The 15,164-nt window shown below is 71.6% G+C and carries 16 protein-coding genes; 14 read left to right on the top strand and 2 right to left on the bottom strand.

Features of this window, described 5'->3' with window-relative positions; genetic code table 11:
- The first annotated feature begins 113 nt into the window (after window positions 1-113).
- Entirely contained in the window at window positions 114-1,160 is a 1,047-nt protein-coding gene (gene holA, locus JD276_RS04040) for a DNA polymerase III subunit delta (RefSeq protein ID WP_200114133.1), read from the top strand.
- 110 nt (window positions 1,161-1,270) lie between these two features.
- Window positions 1,271-1,468 carry a hypothetical protein gene (locus tag JD276_RS04035; protein WP_200114127.1) on the top strand — a complete coding sequence of 66 codons (198 nt, stop codon included), beginning with the start codon at window positions 1,271-1,273 and terminating at the stop codon, window positions 1,466-1,468.
- A gap of 134 nt (window positions 1,469-1,602) precedes the next feature.
- On the opposite strand, the gene rpsT is transcribed toward JD276_RS04035, so the two are convergent.
- Together rpsT and JD276_RS04025 are read right to left on the bottom strand one after the other, a co-directional pair.
- Window positions 1,603-1,863, bottom strand: a complete 261-nt coding sequence (gene rpsT / locus JD276_RS04030; protein WP_200114126.1) for a 30S ribosomal protein S20 — start codon at window positions 1,861-1,863, stop codon at window positions 1,603-1,605.
- A gap of 187 nt (window positions 1,864-2,050) precedes the next feature.
- Window positions 2,051-2,848: an MOSC domain-containing protein gene (locus tag JD276_RS04025; RefSeq protein WP_200114125.1), complete on the bottom strand. Its 798-nt coding sequence runs from the start codon at window positions 2,846-2,848 to the stop codon at window positions 2,051-2,053.
- Between the two features lie 147 nt (window positions 2,849-2,995).
- On the opposite strand from JD276_RS04025, the gene lepA reads away from it, so the two are divergent.
- From lepA to era, 12 genes are all read left to right on the top strand, one after another.
- Window positions 2,996-4,846, top strand: coding sequence for a translation elongation factor 4 (gene lepA, locus JD276_RS04020; protein ID WP_200114124.1), 1,851 nt, complete (start codon window positions 2,996-2,998; stop codon window positions 4,844-4,846).
- Window positions 4,843-5,694 (top strand): DUF1990 domain-containing protein, encoded by an 852-nt coding sequence (locus JD276_RS04015; RefSeq protein ID WP_307866435.1) that lies wholly within the window; start codon window positions 4,843-4,845, stop codon window positions 5,692-5,694. Before lepA ends, JD276_RS04015 begins: the two co-directional genes overlap by 4 nt.
- 3 nt (window positions 5,695-5,697) lie before the next feature.
- Window positions 5,698-6,933 (top strand): radical SAM family heme chaperone HemW, encoded by a 1,236-nt coding sequence (gene hemW, locus JD276_RS04010; protein WP_200114123.1) that lies wholly within the window; start codon window positions 5,698-5,700, stop codon window positions 6,931-6,933.
- A gap of 83 nt (window positions 6,934-7,016) precedes the next feature.
- Entirely contained in the window at window positions 7,017-8,051 is a 1,035-nt protein-coding gene (gene hrcA / locus JD276_RS04005; protein WP_200114271.1) for a heat-inducible transcriptional repressor HrcA, read from the top strand.
- Between the two features lie 95 nt (window positions 8,052-8,146).
- Window positions 8,147-9,253: a molecular chaperone DnaJ gene (dnaJ, locus tag JD276_RS04000; protein ID WP_200114122.1), complete on the top strand. Its 1,107-nt coding sequence runs from the start codon at window positions 8,147-8,149 to the stop codon at window positions 9,251-9,253.
- Between the two features lie 5 nt (window positions 9,254-9,258).
- Window positions 9,259-10,077: a 16S rRNA (uracil(1498)-N(3))-methyltransferase gene (locus JD276_RS03995; protein ID WP_200114120.1), complete on the top strand. Its 819-nt coding sequence runs from the start codon at window positions 9,259-9,261 to the stop codon at window positions 10,075-10,077.
- Window positions 10,078-10,110: 33 nt separating this feature from the next.
- Window positions 10,111-10,896, top strand: a complete 786-nt coding sequence (locus tag JD276_RS03990; protein WP_233615303.1) for an SOS response-associated peptidase family protein — start codon at window positions 10,111-10,113, stop codon at window positions 10,894-10,896.
- A 48-nt stretch (window positions 10,897-10,944) separates the two neighbouring features.
- Window positions 10,945-11,295 (top strand): HIT domain-containing protein, encoded by a 351-nt coding sequence (locus JD276_RS03985; protein ID WP_200114118.1) that lies wholly within the window; start codon window positions 10,945-10,947, stop codon window positions 11,293-11,295.
- Entirely contained in the window at window positions 11,285-12,361 is a 1,077-nt protein-coding gene (locus JD276_RS03980) for a PhoH family protein (protein WP_200114116.1), read from the top strand. Before JD276_RS03985 ends, JD276_RS03980 begins: the two co-directional genes overlap by 11 nt.
- Entirely contained in the window at window positions 12,358-12,819 is a 462-nt protein-coding gene (gene ybeY, locus JD276_RS03975) for an rRNA maturation RNase YbeY (RefSeq protein ID WP_200114114.1), read from the top strand. The genes JD276_RS03980 and ybeY overlap by 4 nt, the downstream gene beginning before the upstream one ends.
- On the top strand, window positions 12,816-14,183 hold the full coding sequence (locus JD276_RS03970; protein WP_200114112.1) for a hemolysin family protein: 1,368 nt from the start codon (window positions 12,816-12,818) through the stop codon (window positions 14,181-14,183). The genes ybeY and JD276_RS03970 overlap by 4 nt, the downstream gene beginning before the upstream one ends.
- Entirely contained in the window at window positions 14,180-15,115 is a 936-nt protein-coding gene (era, locus tag JD276_RS03965) for a GTPase Era (protein WP_200114110.1), read from the top strand. Before JD276_RS03970 ends, era begins: the two co-directional genes overlap by 4 nt.
- Window positions 15,116-15,164: the final 49 nt, after the last annotated feature.

The raw sequence follows: 15,164 nt of genomic DNA, 5'->3' as shown, positions 1-15,164 counted from the left end.
GTGGGACACGGGCCCGTTCAGACACTCCTCCTTCGTTACCTTTTCGTTACCATTCGGCGCGGGGCCCGATGTCCATCGAGGGCCGCGCGGGCGGCTGGGGATAGGCTGTGGGGGTGGCAGCAGCACGTGGAAGCACCGGGGCGAAGAGCGGTGCGAAGGCGAAGATCCCGCAGCTCAAGTGGACCGAGGCGCGCCCGGCGCCGGTGGTGCTGATCAGCGGCCCCGAGGGGTTCCTCGCGGACCGCGCGAGCCAGGCCATCCGCGAGGCGCTGCGGGCGGGGGAGACCGAGCTCGAGGTGCACGACATCGACGCCGCCGGCTACGCCGCGGGGGAGCTCTTCACCGTCGCGAGCCCCTCGCTGTTCGCCGAGCCGCGACTCATCCGGGTCGAGGCGGTCGAGAAGAGCTCCGACGCCTTCCTCGCCGACGCGAAGCGGTATCTCGAGCAGCCCGCCGAGGACACCACGCTCGTGCTGCGGCACGCCGGAGGCCAACGAGGCAAGGCGCTGCTCGACCTGGTACGCGGAGGCGCCGCCGACGGGGTCGAGGTCGTCTGCCCCGAGATCAAGAAGGACCAGGACAGGTTGGCCTTCGCGCAGGCCGAGTTCCGCCGCTTGGGGGCGCAGATCACGCCGGGAGCGCTGCGCATGCTCGTGGCGGCATACGCCGGGGGCATCGGAGAGCTGGCGGGAGCCTGCGCGCAGCTCGTCTCCGATGCGGGGACGCGCCTCACGGAGGAGGAGGTCGGACACTCCACCGAGGGCCGGGTGGAGACGAATGCGTTCAAGGTCGCCGACGCCGCCACCGCCGGACGCGCCGCCGACGCGCTCGTGCTGCTGCGGCAGGCGCTGTCCACGGGAACCGACCCGATCCCGATGCTCGCCGCGCTGAACATGAAGGTGCGGGCGATGGCGCGCGTCTTCGGGGCCGGAGGGAGCAGCGGCCAGCTCGCGAAGGAGCTGGGCATGGCGCCCTGGCAGGTCGATCGCGCGCAGCGCGAGGTGCGCGGATGGCGGGAGAGCGACCTCGCCCGGTGCATCGACCTGGCCGCCGAGACCGAGTGGCTGCTCAAGGGGGGAAGTCGAGACCCCGAGTACGCCCTCGAGCGCTACCTGCTCTTCGTCGCGCGCAGAGGGCGCGAGGTGGGCCGGGCGCGGTGAGGGCGCACCGGCGCCGGGAGCCTGGGCCGATGCTGAGAACCGGCGGCCGCACTGGAAACCCTGCGGCAACCGGAATAGCGTGGGGGTACCACTCGTGAAAGGGGACCAGCATGGGGATTCTGGACAACGCGAAGGAGACCGTCGAGGCCGCGGCCAAGAAGGCCGGCCGAGCGGTCGAGGACGGCGTCGACCGGTTGAAGGACAAGGCCGATGAAGCGCGCGCCGAGGCCGAGGTGAGGCGTGCGGAGGCCGAGCGCGACTCGGTGAAGGCGAAGAACGAGGCCAAGGAGGATCTGCGCGACGACTGACGCGCTCGGATGCCCGGGCCGCCGTCGGACGTGATGAGCTCCGAGCGGAATGCGAGAACTTCGCCCGAAACACGAGAAGGGCCCCGCCGTGCGGCGGGGCCCTTCTCGTTCGCGCGTTCGCGGAGGCGCTGCGCTCAGAGAGCGGCGATCTGCGTGGCGAGCTTCGACTTGCGGTTCGCGGCCTGGTTCTTGTGGATCACGCCCTTCGAAACGGCCTTGTCGAGCTTGCGGCTTGCGGCCTGCAGCTTCGCCTCGGCGGCAGCCTTGTCGCCCGAGGCGATGGCCTCGCGGGCCGCGCGGACGTAGGTGCGGAGCTCGCTCTTGTACGCCCTGTTGCGCTCGGTCGCCTTGCGGTTGGTCTTGATGCGCTTGATCTGCGACTTGATGTTTGCCACGTTGGGTTCTGTTCCTTACAACCTAGGAGTTTGACGGGTTGTTCCGCGCGGCGAGAGAGGGCACCTCGCGGGTTGTGTGGTGTAACCACACGCAAGCCAAGAATCAACTTTACCAGAAGACGGGCGGTCGGGGTACACGGGCCTCCCGGCGTGTTCGGAGCACGAGACGGTCGCTCGCCGCTCCACCTCACCGTTCGACGCTCACCTCGTCGCCGATCCGGATCACGCCTCCGGTTCCGACGGGCAGCAGCAGCTGGCCGAGCGTGGGCTCGCGCTGCCCCAGTCGCCGGGTCAGCGCGGTGAGCACCGGCGCGTCCCTGACCCCGGTGTCGGGGTTGGCGTGGGTCGCGAGGCAGCGCACGATCGGTTCCTCCGTCGAGAACGCGACGTCGCCGATCCGCACCCGTCCCCGCCACTCCAGCTCCTCCCAGGCCTCGAGGCCGTCGACGACGACGTTGGAGCGGAATCTCCGATCGTCCACGGGGCCTCCGAGCGCCGCGTTCAGCGCCGCGAGGCTCGCTCCGCCATGCAGGGACACGTAGCCCCGCGGGCGGTCCTGGAACCTGGATCGCACGCCGTCACCCACGAGGACGAGCGGGAGCCGCCCCGGTCTGCGCAGCCGCTTCGCCTCGGGGCTCGCAAGCACGAAGTCGGTGACGGCCCCCACCAGCTCGGCCCGTCCGGCGGCGTCGAGGCCCGCCTCGACCAGCTCCTCGTCGCCGATCCCGATCCGGACGCGCTGCGCGTCGGCGTCGTAGGAGAGCCGCAGCGCGGCCAGAGACGGGAAGTCCTGCAGCGCGAGGCCCTTCGCCTTCGGCCAGTAGTCGAGGCCGTCCCGCCGCTCGGGCACCGCGGCATCGGCGAACCGGAAGGCCAGCACCCGGTCTCCGGCGATGCGGCCGTCGGGTTGCACGGTGAGTGATTCCCGGGGCTCCGGGGTGAAGCCCTTGACCGGGTAGCGGGAGAGAGCTGCGACGCGTGCCATGGCGTCATCATCGCAGATCGGTCGCGGCCCCCGGGGTCGCCCCGGGGTCGCCCCCGGCGTCGCTCCGGGGCCGCCCCGCCGCTCGGCGTCCTCCGGCGGGTTCGCGGCGTCCCGGCATTCCGCGCCGCTGTGGGATAATTGCTCGCAATGTCTCCACGCAGCGTGAACCCCCCGGCCCCGGCTTCCACCGATCCCGCGATGATCCGCAACTTCTGCATCATCGCGCACATCGACCACGGCAAGTCGACGCTTGCCGACCGCATGCTGCAGATCACGGGCACGGTGCCGGACCGGGAGATGCGCGCCCAGTACCTCGACCGGATGGACATCGAGCGCGAGCGCGGCATCACCATCAAGTCGCAGGCCGTGCGCATGAACTGGCAGGCCGAGGGCGGCGACTACGCGCTCAACATGATCGACACCCCCGGCCACGTCGACTTCAGCTACGAGGTTTCGCGCTCCCTCGCGGCGTGCGAGGGGGCGATCCTGCTGGTCGACGCGGCGCAGGGCATCGAGGCGCAGACGCTCGCGAACCTGTACCTCGCGATGGAGCACGACCTCGAGATCATCCCGGTGCTGAACAAGATCGACCTGCCCGCGGCGGAGCCGGAGCGCGTCGCCCGAGAGATCTCCGATCTGATCGGGGGCGACCCGGCCGACATCCTCGCGGTCTCGGGCAAGACGGGCGCCGGCGTCGAGGAGCTGCTCGACCGCGTCGTGCAGCGGGTGCCCGCTCCGGTGGGCGCGGCGGATTCGCCGGCGCGAGCGATGATCTTCGACTCGGTCTACGATCCGTACCGCGGCGTGGTCACGTACATCCGCATGGTCGACGGCCGCCTGGCCCCTCGCGAGAAGATCCAGATGATGTCGACCGGCGCCGAGCACGAGGCGCTCGAGATCGGCGTCTCCTCGCCCGAGCCGAAGGCCACGAAGGGGCTCGCGGTCGGCGAGGTGGGCTACCTCATCACGGGGGTGAAGGACGTCCGCCAGTCGAAGGTGGGCGACACCGTCACGACGAAGATCCGCGGCGCCCAGGAGGCGCTGCCCGGGTACACGGATCCCAAGCCGATGGTGTTCTCGGGGCTCTACCCGATCGACGGCAGCGACTACCCGATCCTGCGCGAGGCGCTCGACAAGCTCAAGCTCTCCGACGCGGCGCTGCAGTACGAACCCGAGACCTCGGTGGCGCTGGGCTTCGGCTTCCGCTGCGGGTTCCTCGGCCTGCTGCACCTCGAGATCATCTCGGAGCGCCTGCGGCGCGAGTTCGACCTCGACCTGATCGCGACGGCCCCCAGCGTGATCTACCAGGTCACCCGCGAGGACGGGCAGGAGATCACGGTGACGAACCCCTCGGAGTATCCCGACGGCAAGATCGCGAGCGTGCGCGAGCCGATGGTGCGCGTGGCGATCCTCGCCCCCAAGGACTACGTGGGCACCATCATGGATCTGTGCCAGAGCCGGCGCGGCAGCCTCATGGGCATGGAGTACCTCGGCGAGCGCGTCGAGCTGCGCTACGGCATGCCCCTCGGCGAGATCGTCTTCGACTTCTTCGACCACCTGAAGAGCCGCACCCAGGGCTACGCGAGCCTCGACTACGAGCCGATGGGCGAGCAGGAGGCAGACCTCGTCAAGGTGGACATCCTGCTGCAGGGCGACAAGGTCGACGCCTTCAGCGCGATCGTCCACCGCGACAACGCCTACCACTACGGCACGATGATGGCCGAGCGGCTGCGCAAGCTGATCCCCAGGCAGCAGTTCGAGGTGCCCATCCAGGCCGCCATCGGCGCGCGCGTGATCGCGCGTGAGACGATCCGCGCGATCCGCAAGGACGTGCTCGCCAAGTGCTACGGCGGCGACATCAGCCGCAAGCGCAAGCTGCTCGAGAAGCAGAAGGAGGGCAAGAAGCGCATGAAGATGGTCGGCCGCGTCGAGGTGCCCCAGGAGGCGTTCATCGCCGCCCTCTCCGGGGACGTCGAGGGCAAGGAGGCGAAGAAGTGAGCCGCAGGCAGAGCTTCGTCGGCATGCCGGCCTCGTACGCCGCCGTGGGCGCCTCGAAGGCGCCCGACCTCCTGCGCTTCCCCCCGGAGGGCATGACGCCCTTCGAGGAGACGCTGCGTCTCGGCAGCGGCCAGGAGCGCTTCATCACGGCGTCCAGCCTCCTCATGACCTGGGGCGCTCAGCGCGGCGCCGGGTACGAGGTGAGCGAGATCGTGCGCGGCGAGGGCGAACGGTACGCCGGCGTGGTCTTCGACGCCGACGGCCGACCCGAGCCCGCGCCCGAGGCGGAGGACCAGTTCGGCCCCGACGGAGAGCCCTACCTCACGGCGGGGACCACGGCGAAGCTGCGGCACGAGAAGGAGCGGGAGCCGCGGGCCGTCATGGTCGTCTACACGGTGGACGAACCGCGGCGGGTCGGCTTCGCGTGGGGCACCTCGGATGAGGAGGGCGTCGTCGGCGAGGAGCTGCTGACCGTCGAGCACCGCGAGGACGACACCGTCTGGGCCGTCGCGCGAGGCTTCCTGACCGTGCCGAACGGCGGACTGCTCGGGATCAAGGGGCGCTCGCTGCTGAAGACGGCGATCGCCTCGGTGAAGGATCAGCTGCGTTCGCTCGCCCCGGGCGCGGGGCCCGGCGAGAGTCCGCAGGGCGCCGAGACCCACGACGAGCACCTCGCCGAGACCCGCGACGAGCACCTCGCCGAGGCCCGCGATGCGCACCTCGCCGAGATCCGCGACGCGCAGGACGTCGAAGATCCGGGCACCGACGTGCGCGGTGTCGACGACCGCGACGCCGGTGCCGACGTCCATGACGCCGACGCCCACGGCGCCGACGAGCGGGATCGCTGAGCGGTGCCGAGCATCCTGCCGGAGGGCGATCCGGCGCCGGAGGACGGCTCCCTGCCGCCGAGCGTGCGCGAGGGCGCCGAGCGCCGCGCCTTCGGCGTGTACGTGCACGTCCCCTACTGCCGGGTGCGCTGCGGCTACTGCGACTTCAACACCTACACCGCGAGCGAGCTCGGCGGCACGAGCCGGGGCGACTACGCGGACCAGGTCCAGCGCGAGCTGAGTCTCGGCGCCCGCGTGCTGCGTGACGCCGGGCTGCCCGAACGACGCGTGAGCACGGTCTTCTTCGGCGGCGGCACGCCCACGCTGCTGCCGGCCACCGACCTCGCGGTCATGCTCGGCCGCATCCGCGACGAGTGGGGGCTCGCGGAGGGCGCCGAGGTGACGACCGAGGCGAACCCCGACTCGGTCGACCGGGCCTACCTCGAGCGCCTCGCGGACGCCGGATTCACCCGCGTGAGCTTCGGCATGCAGTCGGCGGTGCCGCACGTGCTCGCGACCCTCGATCGCACCCACACCCCCGAGCGCATCCCGCTCGTGACGCGGTGGGCCCGGGAGGCCGGCCTGCAGGTGAGCGTCGACCTGATCTACGGCACGCCCGGGGAGAGCGTCGCCGACTGGGAACGGTCGCTCGACGCCGCGCTCGCGACCGAGCCGGATCACGTGTCGGCCTACGCGCTCATCGTGGAGCGCGGGACGAAGCTCGCGGCGCGGATCAGACGCGGAGAGGTGCCCGCCCCCGACGACGACCTGCACGCCGAGATGTACGAGCTCGCCGATGCCCGCTTCGCGGACGCCGGGTTCGAGTGGTACGAGATCAGCAACTGGGCGCGCAGTCGGCAGAGCGGGGGATCGACGCGCTCTCGCCACAACCTCTCCTACTGGACTGGAGAGGACTGGTGGGCGGCCGGCCCGGGCGCCCACAGCCACGTCGGCGGCACGCGGTGGTGGAACTTGAAGCATCCCGGCGCCTACGCGGAGCGGATCGGTCGCGGGGTCTCGCCGGCGCACGCCCGCGAGGTCCTGAGCTCGGAGGCCAGGCGCAGCGAGCGGATCCTGCTCGAGACGAGGATCGCGGACGGCCTGCCAGCCGAGGTGCTCACGCCCGACGAGCGGCGCGGGATCCCCGGCCTCATCGCCGACGGCCTCATCGACGGCCGGGCGGCGATCGGCGGGCGGATCGTCCCGACGCTCCGCGGACGCCTGCTCGCCGACACGGTGGTGCACCGCCTGCTCGGGTAGCGCGCGCCCGCTCCGGGCGAGATGTCGGCGGGCTGCGATAGACTTGGCACTCAAGTGCGAGGAGTGCCAGTGAGGGAGGGATGATGGTCTCAGGGCGTAGTCTCGAGGTTCTGCACGCCATTGTCAGCGACTTCGTGGCCTCGAACGAGCCCGTCGGCTCGAAGGCGATCGTCGATCGGCACCACTTCGGCGTCTCGGCGGCGACGATCCGCAACGACATGGCCCTCCTCGAGGAGGAGGATCTGATCGTCGCTCCCCACACGTCGTCGGGTCGGGTGCCCACCGACAAGGGGTACCGGCTCTACGTGGACACCCTGGCGAGGATCCGCCCGCTGTCGGCCGCCCAGCGGGCCGCGATCGAGCGCTTCCTCGGCGAGTCGGCGGATCTCGACGACGTCATGGCCCGCACGGTGCGGCTGCTCGCGCAGCTCACCAACCAGGTCGCCGTCGTGCAGTACCCCTCGCTGCGGCGCACCGTCGTGCGCCACGTCGAGCTCGTCGCCGTGGGCGAGGACCGGGTGCTGTGCGTGCTGATCCTCGGCACCGGCGTTGTCGAGCAGCAGGTCGCGCGGCTCCCGGCCGCGCAGGTGACGGAGGCCTGGGTGCACGGGCTCCGCGAGCGCATCGCCGGCGCCGTCGTGGGCAACGACGTCGAGACCGCGGTGACGGAGATCGCGAGGCTCGGCGACACGGTCGAGGACTGGGCGCAGCCGGACGAGACCGAGCTGGTGCGCAGCGTGCTCGCCGTGCTGAACGGTCAGCTGCGGGCGAACCGCAGCGAGCGGATCGCCATCTCGGGCGCCGCGAACCTGAGCCGTCCCGGCGAGTTCGCGGGCAGCCTGCCGGCGGTGCTCGAAGCCATCGAGGAGCAGGTCACCCTGCTGCGTCTGTTCGGCGAGCTCGTGCAGGGCGAGCGCGACGTCGCCGCCTCCATCGGTCGGGAGAACGAGCCCTACGGTCTCGGAGCCGCATCGATCATCGCCTCCAGCTACGAGACGGAGGGCGACTCCGTGTCGCGCCTCGGCGTGCTCGGGCCGCTGCGCATGGACTACGCGGGGAACATCGCCGCGGTGCGGGCGGTCGCGCGGTATCTCAACGGGGCGCTGGGCGAGGGGTAGCCCATCGCCCGGACCGCGCCCGGGACCGCGGTCCCGGGCGGAGCCCGTCCCGACACACATTTCATCGACCATCGATCACTGAGGAGCTGCAGACCGTGGCAGACCACTACCAGGCACTCGGGGTGTCGCGCGAGGCGACCCCCGAGGAGATCAAGAAGGCCTATCGTCGACTCGCGCGAGAGCTGCACCCCGACGTGAATCCGAGCGAGGAGGCGGCCGAGCGCTTCAAGGACGTGACCCACGCCTACGACGTGCTCAGCGACCCGGAGCAGCGCCAGCGCTACGACTCGGGCGGGGATCAGTTCGGCGGGGCCGCGGGCTTCGGCGACATCTTCGAGACCTTCTTCGGCGGCGGCGGCGGCTTCGGCGGCGGTCAGCGCGGGCCCCGCTCCCGCTCCGAGCGCGGCGACGACGCGATGATCCGCGTCGACGTCTCGCTGGAAGAGGTCGTCTTCGGCGCGCAGCGCGACATCACGATCAACACCGCCGTGCTCTGCGGCACCTGCTCGGGCAGCTGCTGCCAGCCTGGAACCGCCCCCGTCACCTGCGACGTCTGCGGCGGTCAGGGGCAGGTGCAGCGCCAGGTGCGCTCGCTCTTCGGCAACGTCGTGACCATGCACCCCTGCGGCAGCTGCTCGGGCTACGGCACCGTCATCGAGCACCCGTGCGTCGAGTGCGGGGGCAAGGGGCGCGTGCGCGAGCGGCGCACGCTGCCGATCGACATCCCCTCGGGCATCGACACCGGCACGCGCATGCAGATGCGCGGCGGCGGCGAGGTCGGCCCCGCGGGCGGGCCCAACGGCGACCTCTTCATCGAGTTCCGGCTCACCCACCACGACACCTTCAGCCGCGACGGCAACGACCTGCTGTGCACCGTCCACGCGAGCATGACCGACGCCATCCTCGGCACCCAGACCACCATCCAGGGGCTCGACGGCGAGGTGAGCCTCGACCTGCCCGCCGGCACGCAGTCGGGCGACATCATCACGGTGCGCGGTCGCGGCATCCAGGGGCTGCAGACGACGACGCGCGGCGACCTGAAGATCGCCGTGCAGGTGGAGACCCCCACGAAGCTCTCGAACCGCGAGAAGGACCTCGTCCGGCAGCTCGCGGCGCTCCGCAAGGACGGCGCCCCCGAGCTCGGCGAGTTCCATCAGAGCTTCTTCGGCAAGATCCGCGACCGCTTCTTCCGTCAGGGCTGATCGCCGTGGCGAACCTCTACTTCGCCGAGGAGCTGCCCCCGGGCTCCCTTGTGCCCGGCGAGGTCGTCGCCGTCGCGGGCGAGGAGGCCCGGCACGCCGTCAGGGTGAGCCGGCTCCGAGTCGGCGAGCGCACGATGGTGGGCGATGGCCGGGGAACGCGAGCCGTCGGCACCGTGGAGGAGGCGGCGCGGGACCGGTTCACCGTGCGCGTCGAGGAGGTGCTGTCGGAGCCCGAGCCGTCGCCGCGCCTCGTGCTCGTGCAGGCGCTCGCGAAGGGCGACCGCGACGAACGGGCCGTGGAGCAGGCGACCGAGTTCGGGGTCGACGCGATCCAGCCGTGGCAGGCCGAGCGCTCGGTGTCGCGCTGGGACGGGCCGGGCGGCTCCGAGAAGGAGGCGAAGGGGGTCGCGAAGTGGCGGCGCATCGCGCGCGAGGCGGCCAAGCAGTCCCTGCGCGCGCGGATCCCCGAGGTGCGGGATCCCGTCACCCTCGACGGCCTGCGCGGTCTCGCGGCGAGCGGAGACGTCCGCGTCGTGGTGCTCCACCCCCGCGGCACCGGGCCGCTGAGCGACTGGGCGCGACTCCGCCTCGAGCCAGGCAGTGCGGGTGATGGCGCGGATGGGGCAGGCCGGAGTGCGGACGACGGCGCGGCGCCCGACGTCTACCTCGTCGTCGGTCCAGAGGGCGGCCTCAGCGACCGTGAGGTCGACGCGCTGCAGGAGGCGGGGGCCCAGGTGCTGCTGCTGGGCGGCACCGTGCTGCGCACCTCCTCGGCGGGCCCCGCGGCGCTCGCGGTGCTCAACGTGGCGCTCGGCCGCTGGTAGCCCGAGCACTCCAGAGAGACGGGGCGCGAGGTCATGTGCGCGGTGTACGGCATCGAGGTGCGGGATGACGCGGCGGATCCAGCGATCGATGGCGGTGGGACGGGGTCGGCCGCGCGCCCGTCGCGGGTGCGGTTCCGGCCGGCCGAGGAGTTCGGAGTCTCCCCGCGCGACGCCCTGAGCGTCGAGCGCATGCTCGGAGCCTGGGTCGCCGAGCACGACGGCGTCGCGCGCATCACGGGGCGCAAGGCCCGCAACCTCAACCCGGTGATCGTGCCGCGAGCGGAGTACGCGTCTCCTGCGCCTGCCGCGCCGCCCGCGACCGGCACCCACCGCGTGCCGCGCGAGCTCGTGCTCGGCTGGTGGTGGCTGCACGTCGGTGGGGAGCCGGCCGCCTACTCCGCCTTCAACTCCCGCGACGACCAGCTGCTGCGCAGCTGGCGACAGGCGTTCCAGCGACGCGCGATCCTGCCCGCCACCTGGTACGTCGAGAAGGGCCGTACGTTCGAGCTGCCGGGCGGTGCGCCGTTCGGGATCGCGGCCATCACCGCCGTCTCGCCGCAGCCCGACGGCTCCGAGCTGCTCAGCTACTCGATGGTCACCCGTGATGCGGTGGGCGAGGCGCGCAGCGCGCACCCGCGCATGCCGCTGGTGCTGCCCCGCGAGTTCCATGACGACTGGCTGGATCCGGCCCGGCCCGGAGACGCGGACCTCGTCGCCGAGGTCGTGCTCGCCTCCGCCGGTCTCGCCCGGGCGATGCGGCCGCGGGTCGGAGGCGGAGGGGCGCGGCGAGCGCCGTCCGCGCAGCCGACCCTGTTCTGACCCCGGCCCGCAGCGCGCCCCGCGGATGCGAGCCGGTAGACTGTGCGCATGGCAGCAGAAACCGTGTTCGGCAAGATCGTGTCGGGCGAGATCCCGACGAGGATCCTCGCGGAGACCGACCGGGTCCTCGCCTTCCCCGACATCAGCCCCCAGGCTCCGGTGCACATCATCGTCATTCCGAAGACCACGGAGTACGCCGATGTGACCGAGCTCGCCGCGGGCTCTCCGGAGACGCTCGCCGAGATGGTGGCCGTCGCGAAGCGGCTCGCCGAGGAGCACGCGAACGGCGAGTTCCGGATGATCTTCAACAACGGCGCGAGCGCCGGGCAGACCGTGTTCCACGTCCACGCCCACGTGCTCGCCGGCGAATTCGAGGAGAGCAGACTCGTTGGATCCTGAACCGACTCCCACCCCTGAGCTGCACCGCACGGTGCTGCTGACGGGGGTCGACCTCGCATCCTTCCTGGGCCACCGCGACCAGCTGATCGCCGACCTCGAGGCGCAGCACCCGAGCATCGAGTTCCACGTGCGCGACCACGTCCTCTCCCTGAGCGGGCCGGCCGACGAGGTGCGGCACGCGGAGCAGGTGGTGGGCGAGGTGCTCGAGGTGGCGCGTCGCAGCGGCGCCGTCTCGCGGCACGACGTGAAGGAGGTGACCCGGATGGTGCAGGCGGGCCAGGGACCGAACGCGGCGCGCACGCTCTCGGAGCCGATCCTGACGGTGCGCGGCAACGCCGTGCGTCCGCAGACGCAGGGGCAGCGCGAGTACGTGAACGCGATCGACGAGAACACCGTGGTGTTCGGCATCGGCCCAGCGGGCACCGGCAAGACCTACCTCGCGATGGCGAAGGCCGTGCAGGCGCTCCAGAGGCGGGAGGTGTCGAAGATCATCCTCACCCGGCCCGCGGTCGAGGCGGGGGAGCGGCTCGGGTACCTGCCCGGCACCCTCGAGGACAAGATCGATCCGTACCTGCGGCCCCTCTTCGACGCGGTGGGGGCGATGATGGACGCCGACGTGGTGCCGAAGCTGCTCGCGAACGGCACCATCGAGGTCGCGCCGCTCGCCTACATGCGCGGACGCACGCTCAACGAGGCCTTCGTGATCCTCGACGAGGCGCAGAACACGACGCCCGAGCAGATGAAGATGTTCCTGACGAGGCTCGGATACGGCTCCAAGATGGTGGTGACCGGCGACATCACGCAGGTCGACCTGCCGCTCCGGGCCAGCGGACTGCGGCAGGTGTCCAGGATCCTGCACGACGTGGAGGACGTGCACTTCAGCGAACTCTCCGCCGACGACATCGTGCGGCACAGCCTGGTCGGCAGGATCGTGGACGCCTACGCCGCCCACGAGGAGCAGCGGTCGGACGAGGACGGCGCTCGGGATCCGGGCGCTCGGGATCGCGCCGCCCGAGAGCGGTCCGCCCGCGGCCGCGGAACTTCCGAGAAGGGGGACGCCCGGTGAGCGTCGAGATCAACAACGAGTCGGGCGTCGAGGTCGACGAGGCCTCCCTGCAGCGCCTCACCGCGTTCGTGCTCGAGTCGATGCACGTGCACCCCGACACCGAGCTGGGGGTGATGCTCGTGGACGAGGCGGCGATCGAGCAGCTGCACGTCCAGTGGATGGACATCCCCGGCCCCACCGATGTGCTGAGCTTCCCGATGGACGAGCTGCAGCCCGGCCGGCCCGACGCGCTGACCCCCGCCGGCCTGCTCGGCGACATCGTCATCTGCCCGCAGGTCGCCCAGGTGCAGGCCGAGGCGGCGGGGCACGACATGGCGCAGGAGATCGGCGTGCTGCTCACCCACGGCATCCTGCACCTGCTCGGCTTCGACCACGCGACCCCCGATGAGGAAGCCGAGATGTTCGGCCTGCAGCGCGATCTGCTGCTCGGCTTCGCGATGCGCGAGAGGTCGAGGTGAGCGGCGGGCTCGTCGCGCTGCTGCTGATCGCCGCGGCCGTGCTGCTCGGCGTCGGCGGCCTGCTCGCCGCGAGCGACGCCGCGCTCGGGGTGCGCTCCCGCGCCGACCTGCTCGACCTGGCCGAGGAGTCGCCCAAGCGGAGCAGCGCGATCCGGGCGATCGCGGACGACGAGACGATGCACCTCAACGCGCTGAGCTTCGCCCGCGTGTTCGCCGAGACGTTCGCGGCCGTGCTGATCACCCTCGTCGTCGCCTACACCTTCGACCAGCTGTGGATCGAGCTGGTGTTCGCGACGCTCGTGATGACGGGCCTCGGATTCGTGCTCGTCGGGTCGAGCCCCCGCACCGTCGGCACCCACCGCCCCGACGCCGTGATCCGCTTCTCGGCGCCGGCGGTGCACGCGATCCGGGTGATCCTCGGGCCGCTCGCGACGGGGCTCATCCGATTCGGCGATCGCGTGACTCCGGGCCGCGGCCCCGGCAGCGCTCGCATCCGAGACGAGCAGCAGCTGCTCTCGATGGTGGATCAGGCCGCCGAGCAGGCCCTGCTCGAGGACGACGACCGCGACTACATCCACTCGCTGGTGGAGTTCGGGGACACCCTCGTCCGAGAGGTCATGGTGCCCCGGATCGACATGATCACCGTCGACGCCGAGCTGAGCGTCCGGGACGCGCTGGAGCAGCTGCTCGCCTCCCGCCACTCCCGGGTGCCGGTGGTCACGGGCGAGGCCGACGACGTGGCGGGCGTCGCCTACCTGCGGGACGCGAGCGGCTTCGTGCTGCGCCGCCCGGAGGAGGCGGAGCACGCACCGGTCACGCGCATCATGAAACCGGCGATCTTCGTCCCGGAGGTGCAGAGCGCCGACGACCTGCTGCGGCAGATGCAGCGCGAGGCGAACCACCTGGCCCTCGTGGTCGACGAGTACGGAGGCATCTCCGGGCTCGTGACCCTCGAGGATCTCATCGAGGAGCTGCTCGGCGACATCAGCGACGAGCACGACCGCGAGGCGCCCGAGGCGATCCCCGAGGCCGACGGCTCGTTCCTCGTGAGCGCCCGCCTGCCGGTCGACCGTCTCGGCGAGATCTTCGACATCGAGCTCGAGGATGACGAGGTCGACAGCGTCGGCGGACTGGTCGCGAAGCACCTCGGCCGGCTCGCCGAGCAGGGCGACAGCGTCCGCATCGAGGGCATCGAGCTCACGGCCGTCGCGACGGAGCGCCGCAGGCAGCGGCTGATCAGCGTGCGAGCGCGCTGGGTCGGCGGGGAGCGCGCGGCGCCCGGCGACGACCGCTTCGCACGCGAGGAGACGGCCGGCGAGATCCCCCGCCCCCGCGGGAGCGGCGCACGAGAGGACAGGGCATGAACGAGGAGCGCTCCGAGAGCACCGACGCGACGGCATTCCGGGCGGGCTTCGTCTCGTTCGTCGGGCGGCCGAACGTCGGCAAGTCGACGCTGACGAACGCGCTCGTGGGCGAGAAGATCGCGATCACGAGCCCGAAGCCCCAGACCACGAGACGGGCGATCCGCGGGATCCTGCATCGCCCGGACGGGCAGCTGATCATCGTCGACACCCCCGGCATCCATCGGCCCCGCACGCTGCTCGGCGAGCGCCTGAACGCTCTCGTCGAGGCGACGCTCGGCGACGTCGACGTGATCGGGTTCTGCGTGCCGGCGAACGAGAAGCTCGGACCGGGCGATCGCTTCATCAACGACCGCCTCGACGACTTTCCGCGTGCGAAGAAGGTCGCGATCCTGACCAAGGTCGACGAGGCGTCGAGGCCCGAGATCATCGACCAGCTGACGAGGCTGGGAACGCTGCGGGAGTGGGACGCGGTCGTGCCGATCTCGTCGGTGACCGGGGAGCAGCTGGACATCGTCGCCGACGTGCTGCTGGATCTCATGCCCGAGTCGCCGCCGCTGTACGAGGCCGAGCAGACCACCGACGAGGGCGAGGACGACCGCATCGCCGAGCTCATCCGGGAGGCCGCGCTCGAGGGCGTGCGCGACGAGCTCCCCCACTCGCTCGCGGCGACGGTGGACGACCGGGAGGAGCGCGATCCGAAGCGCGAGGGTGAGCTCGGCCTGCTCGAGATCTACGCCTCGCTCTACGTCGAGCGCGACAGCCAGAAGGGCATCGTGATCGGCAAGGGCGGCTCGCGGCTGCGCGACGTCGGCGAGCGTGCGCGGCGCGAGATCGAGGAGCTGCTCGGGCGACGGGTCTACCTCTCGCTCCGCGTGAAGGTGCTCAAGGAGTGGCAGCGCGACCCCAAGGCGCTCGGCCGGCTCGGGTTCTAGCGGCCCATCCCTCGCTCAGCGGCCCACCCCGCGCTTCGCTCCGTGGGCT

This window comes from Leucobacter chromiisoli, from assembly GCF_016522505.1.
Lineage (GTDB): Bacteria > Actinomycetota > Actinomycetes > Actinomycetales > Microbacteriaceae > Leucobacter > Leucobacter chromiisoli.
The sequence above is the reverse complement of the archived record's forward strand: the minus strand, read 5'-3'. Positions and strand labels throughout refer to the sequence as shown.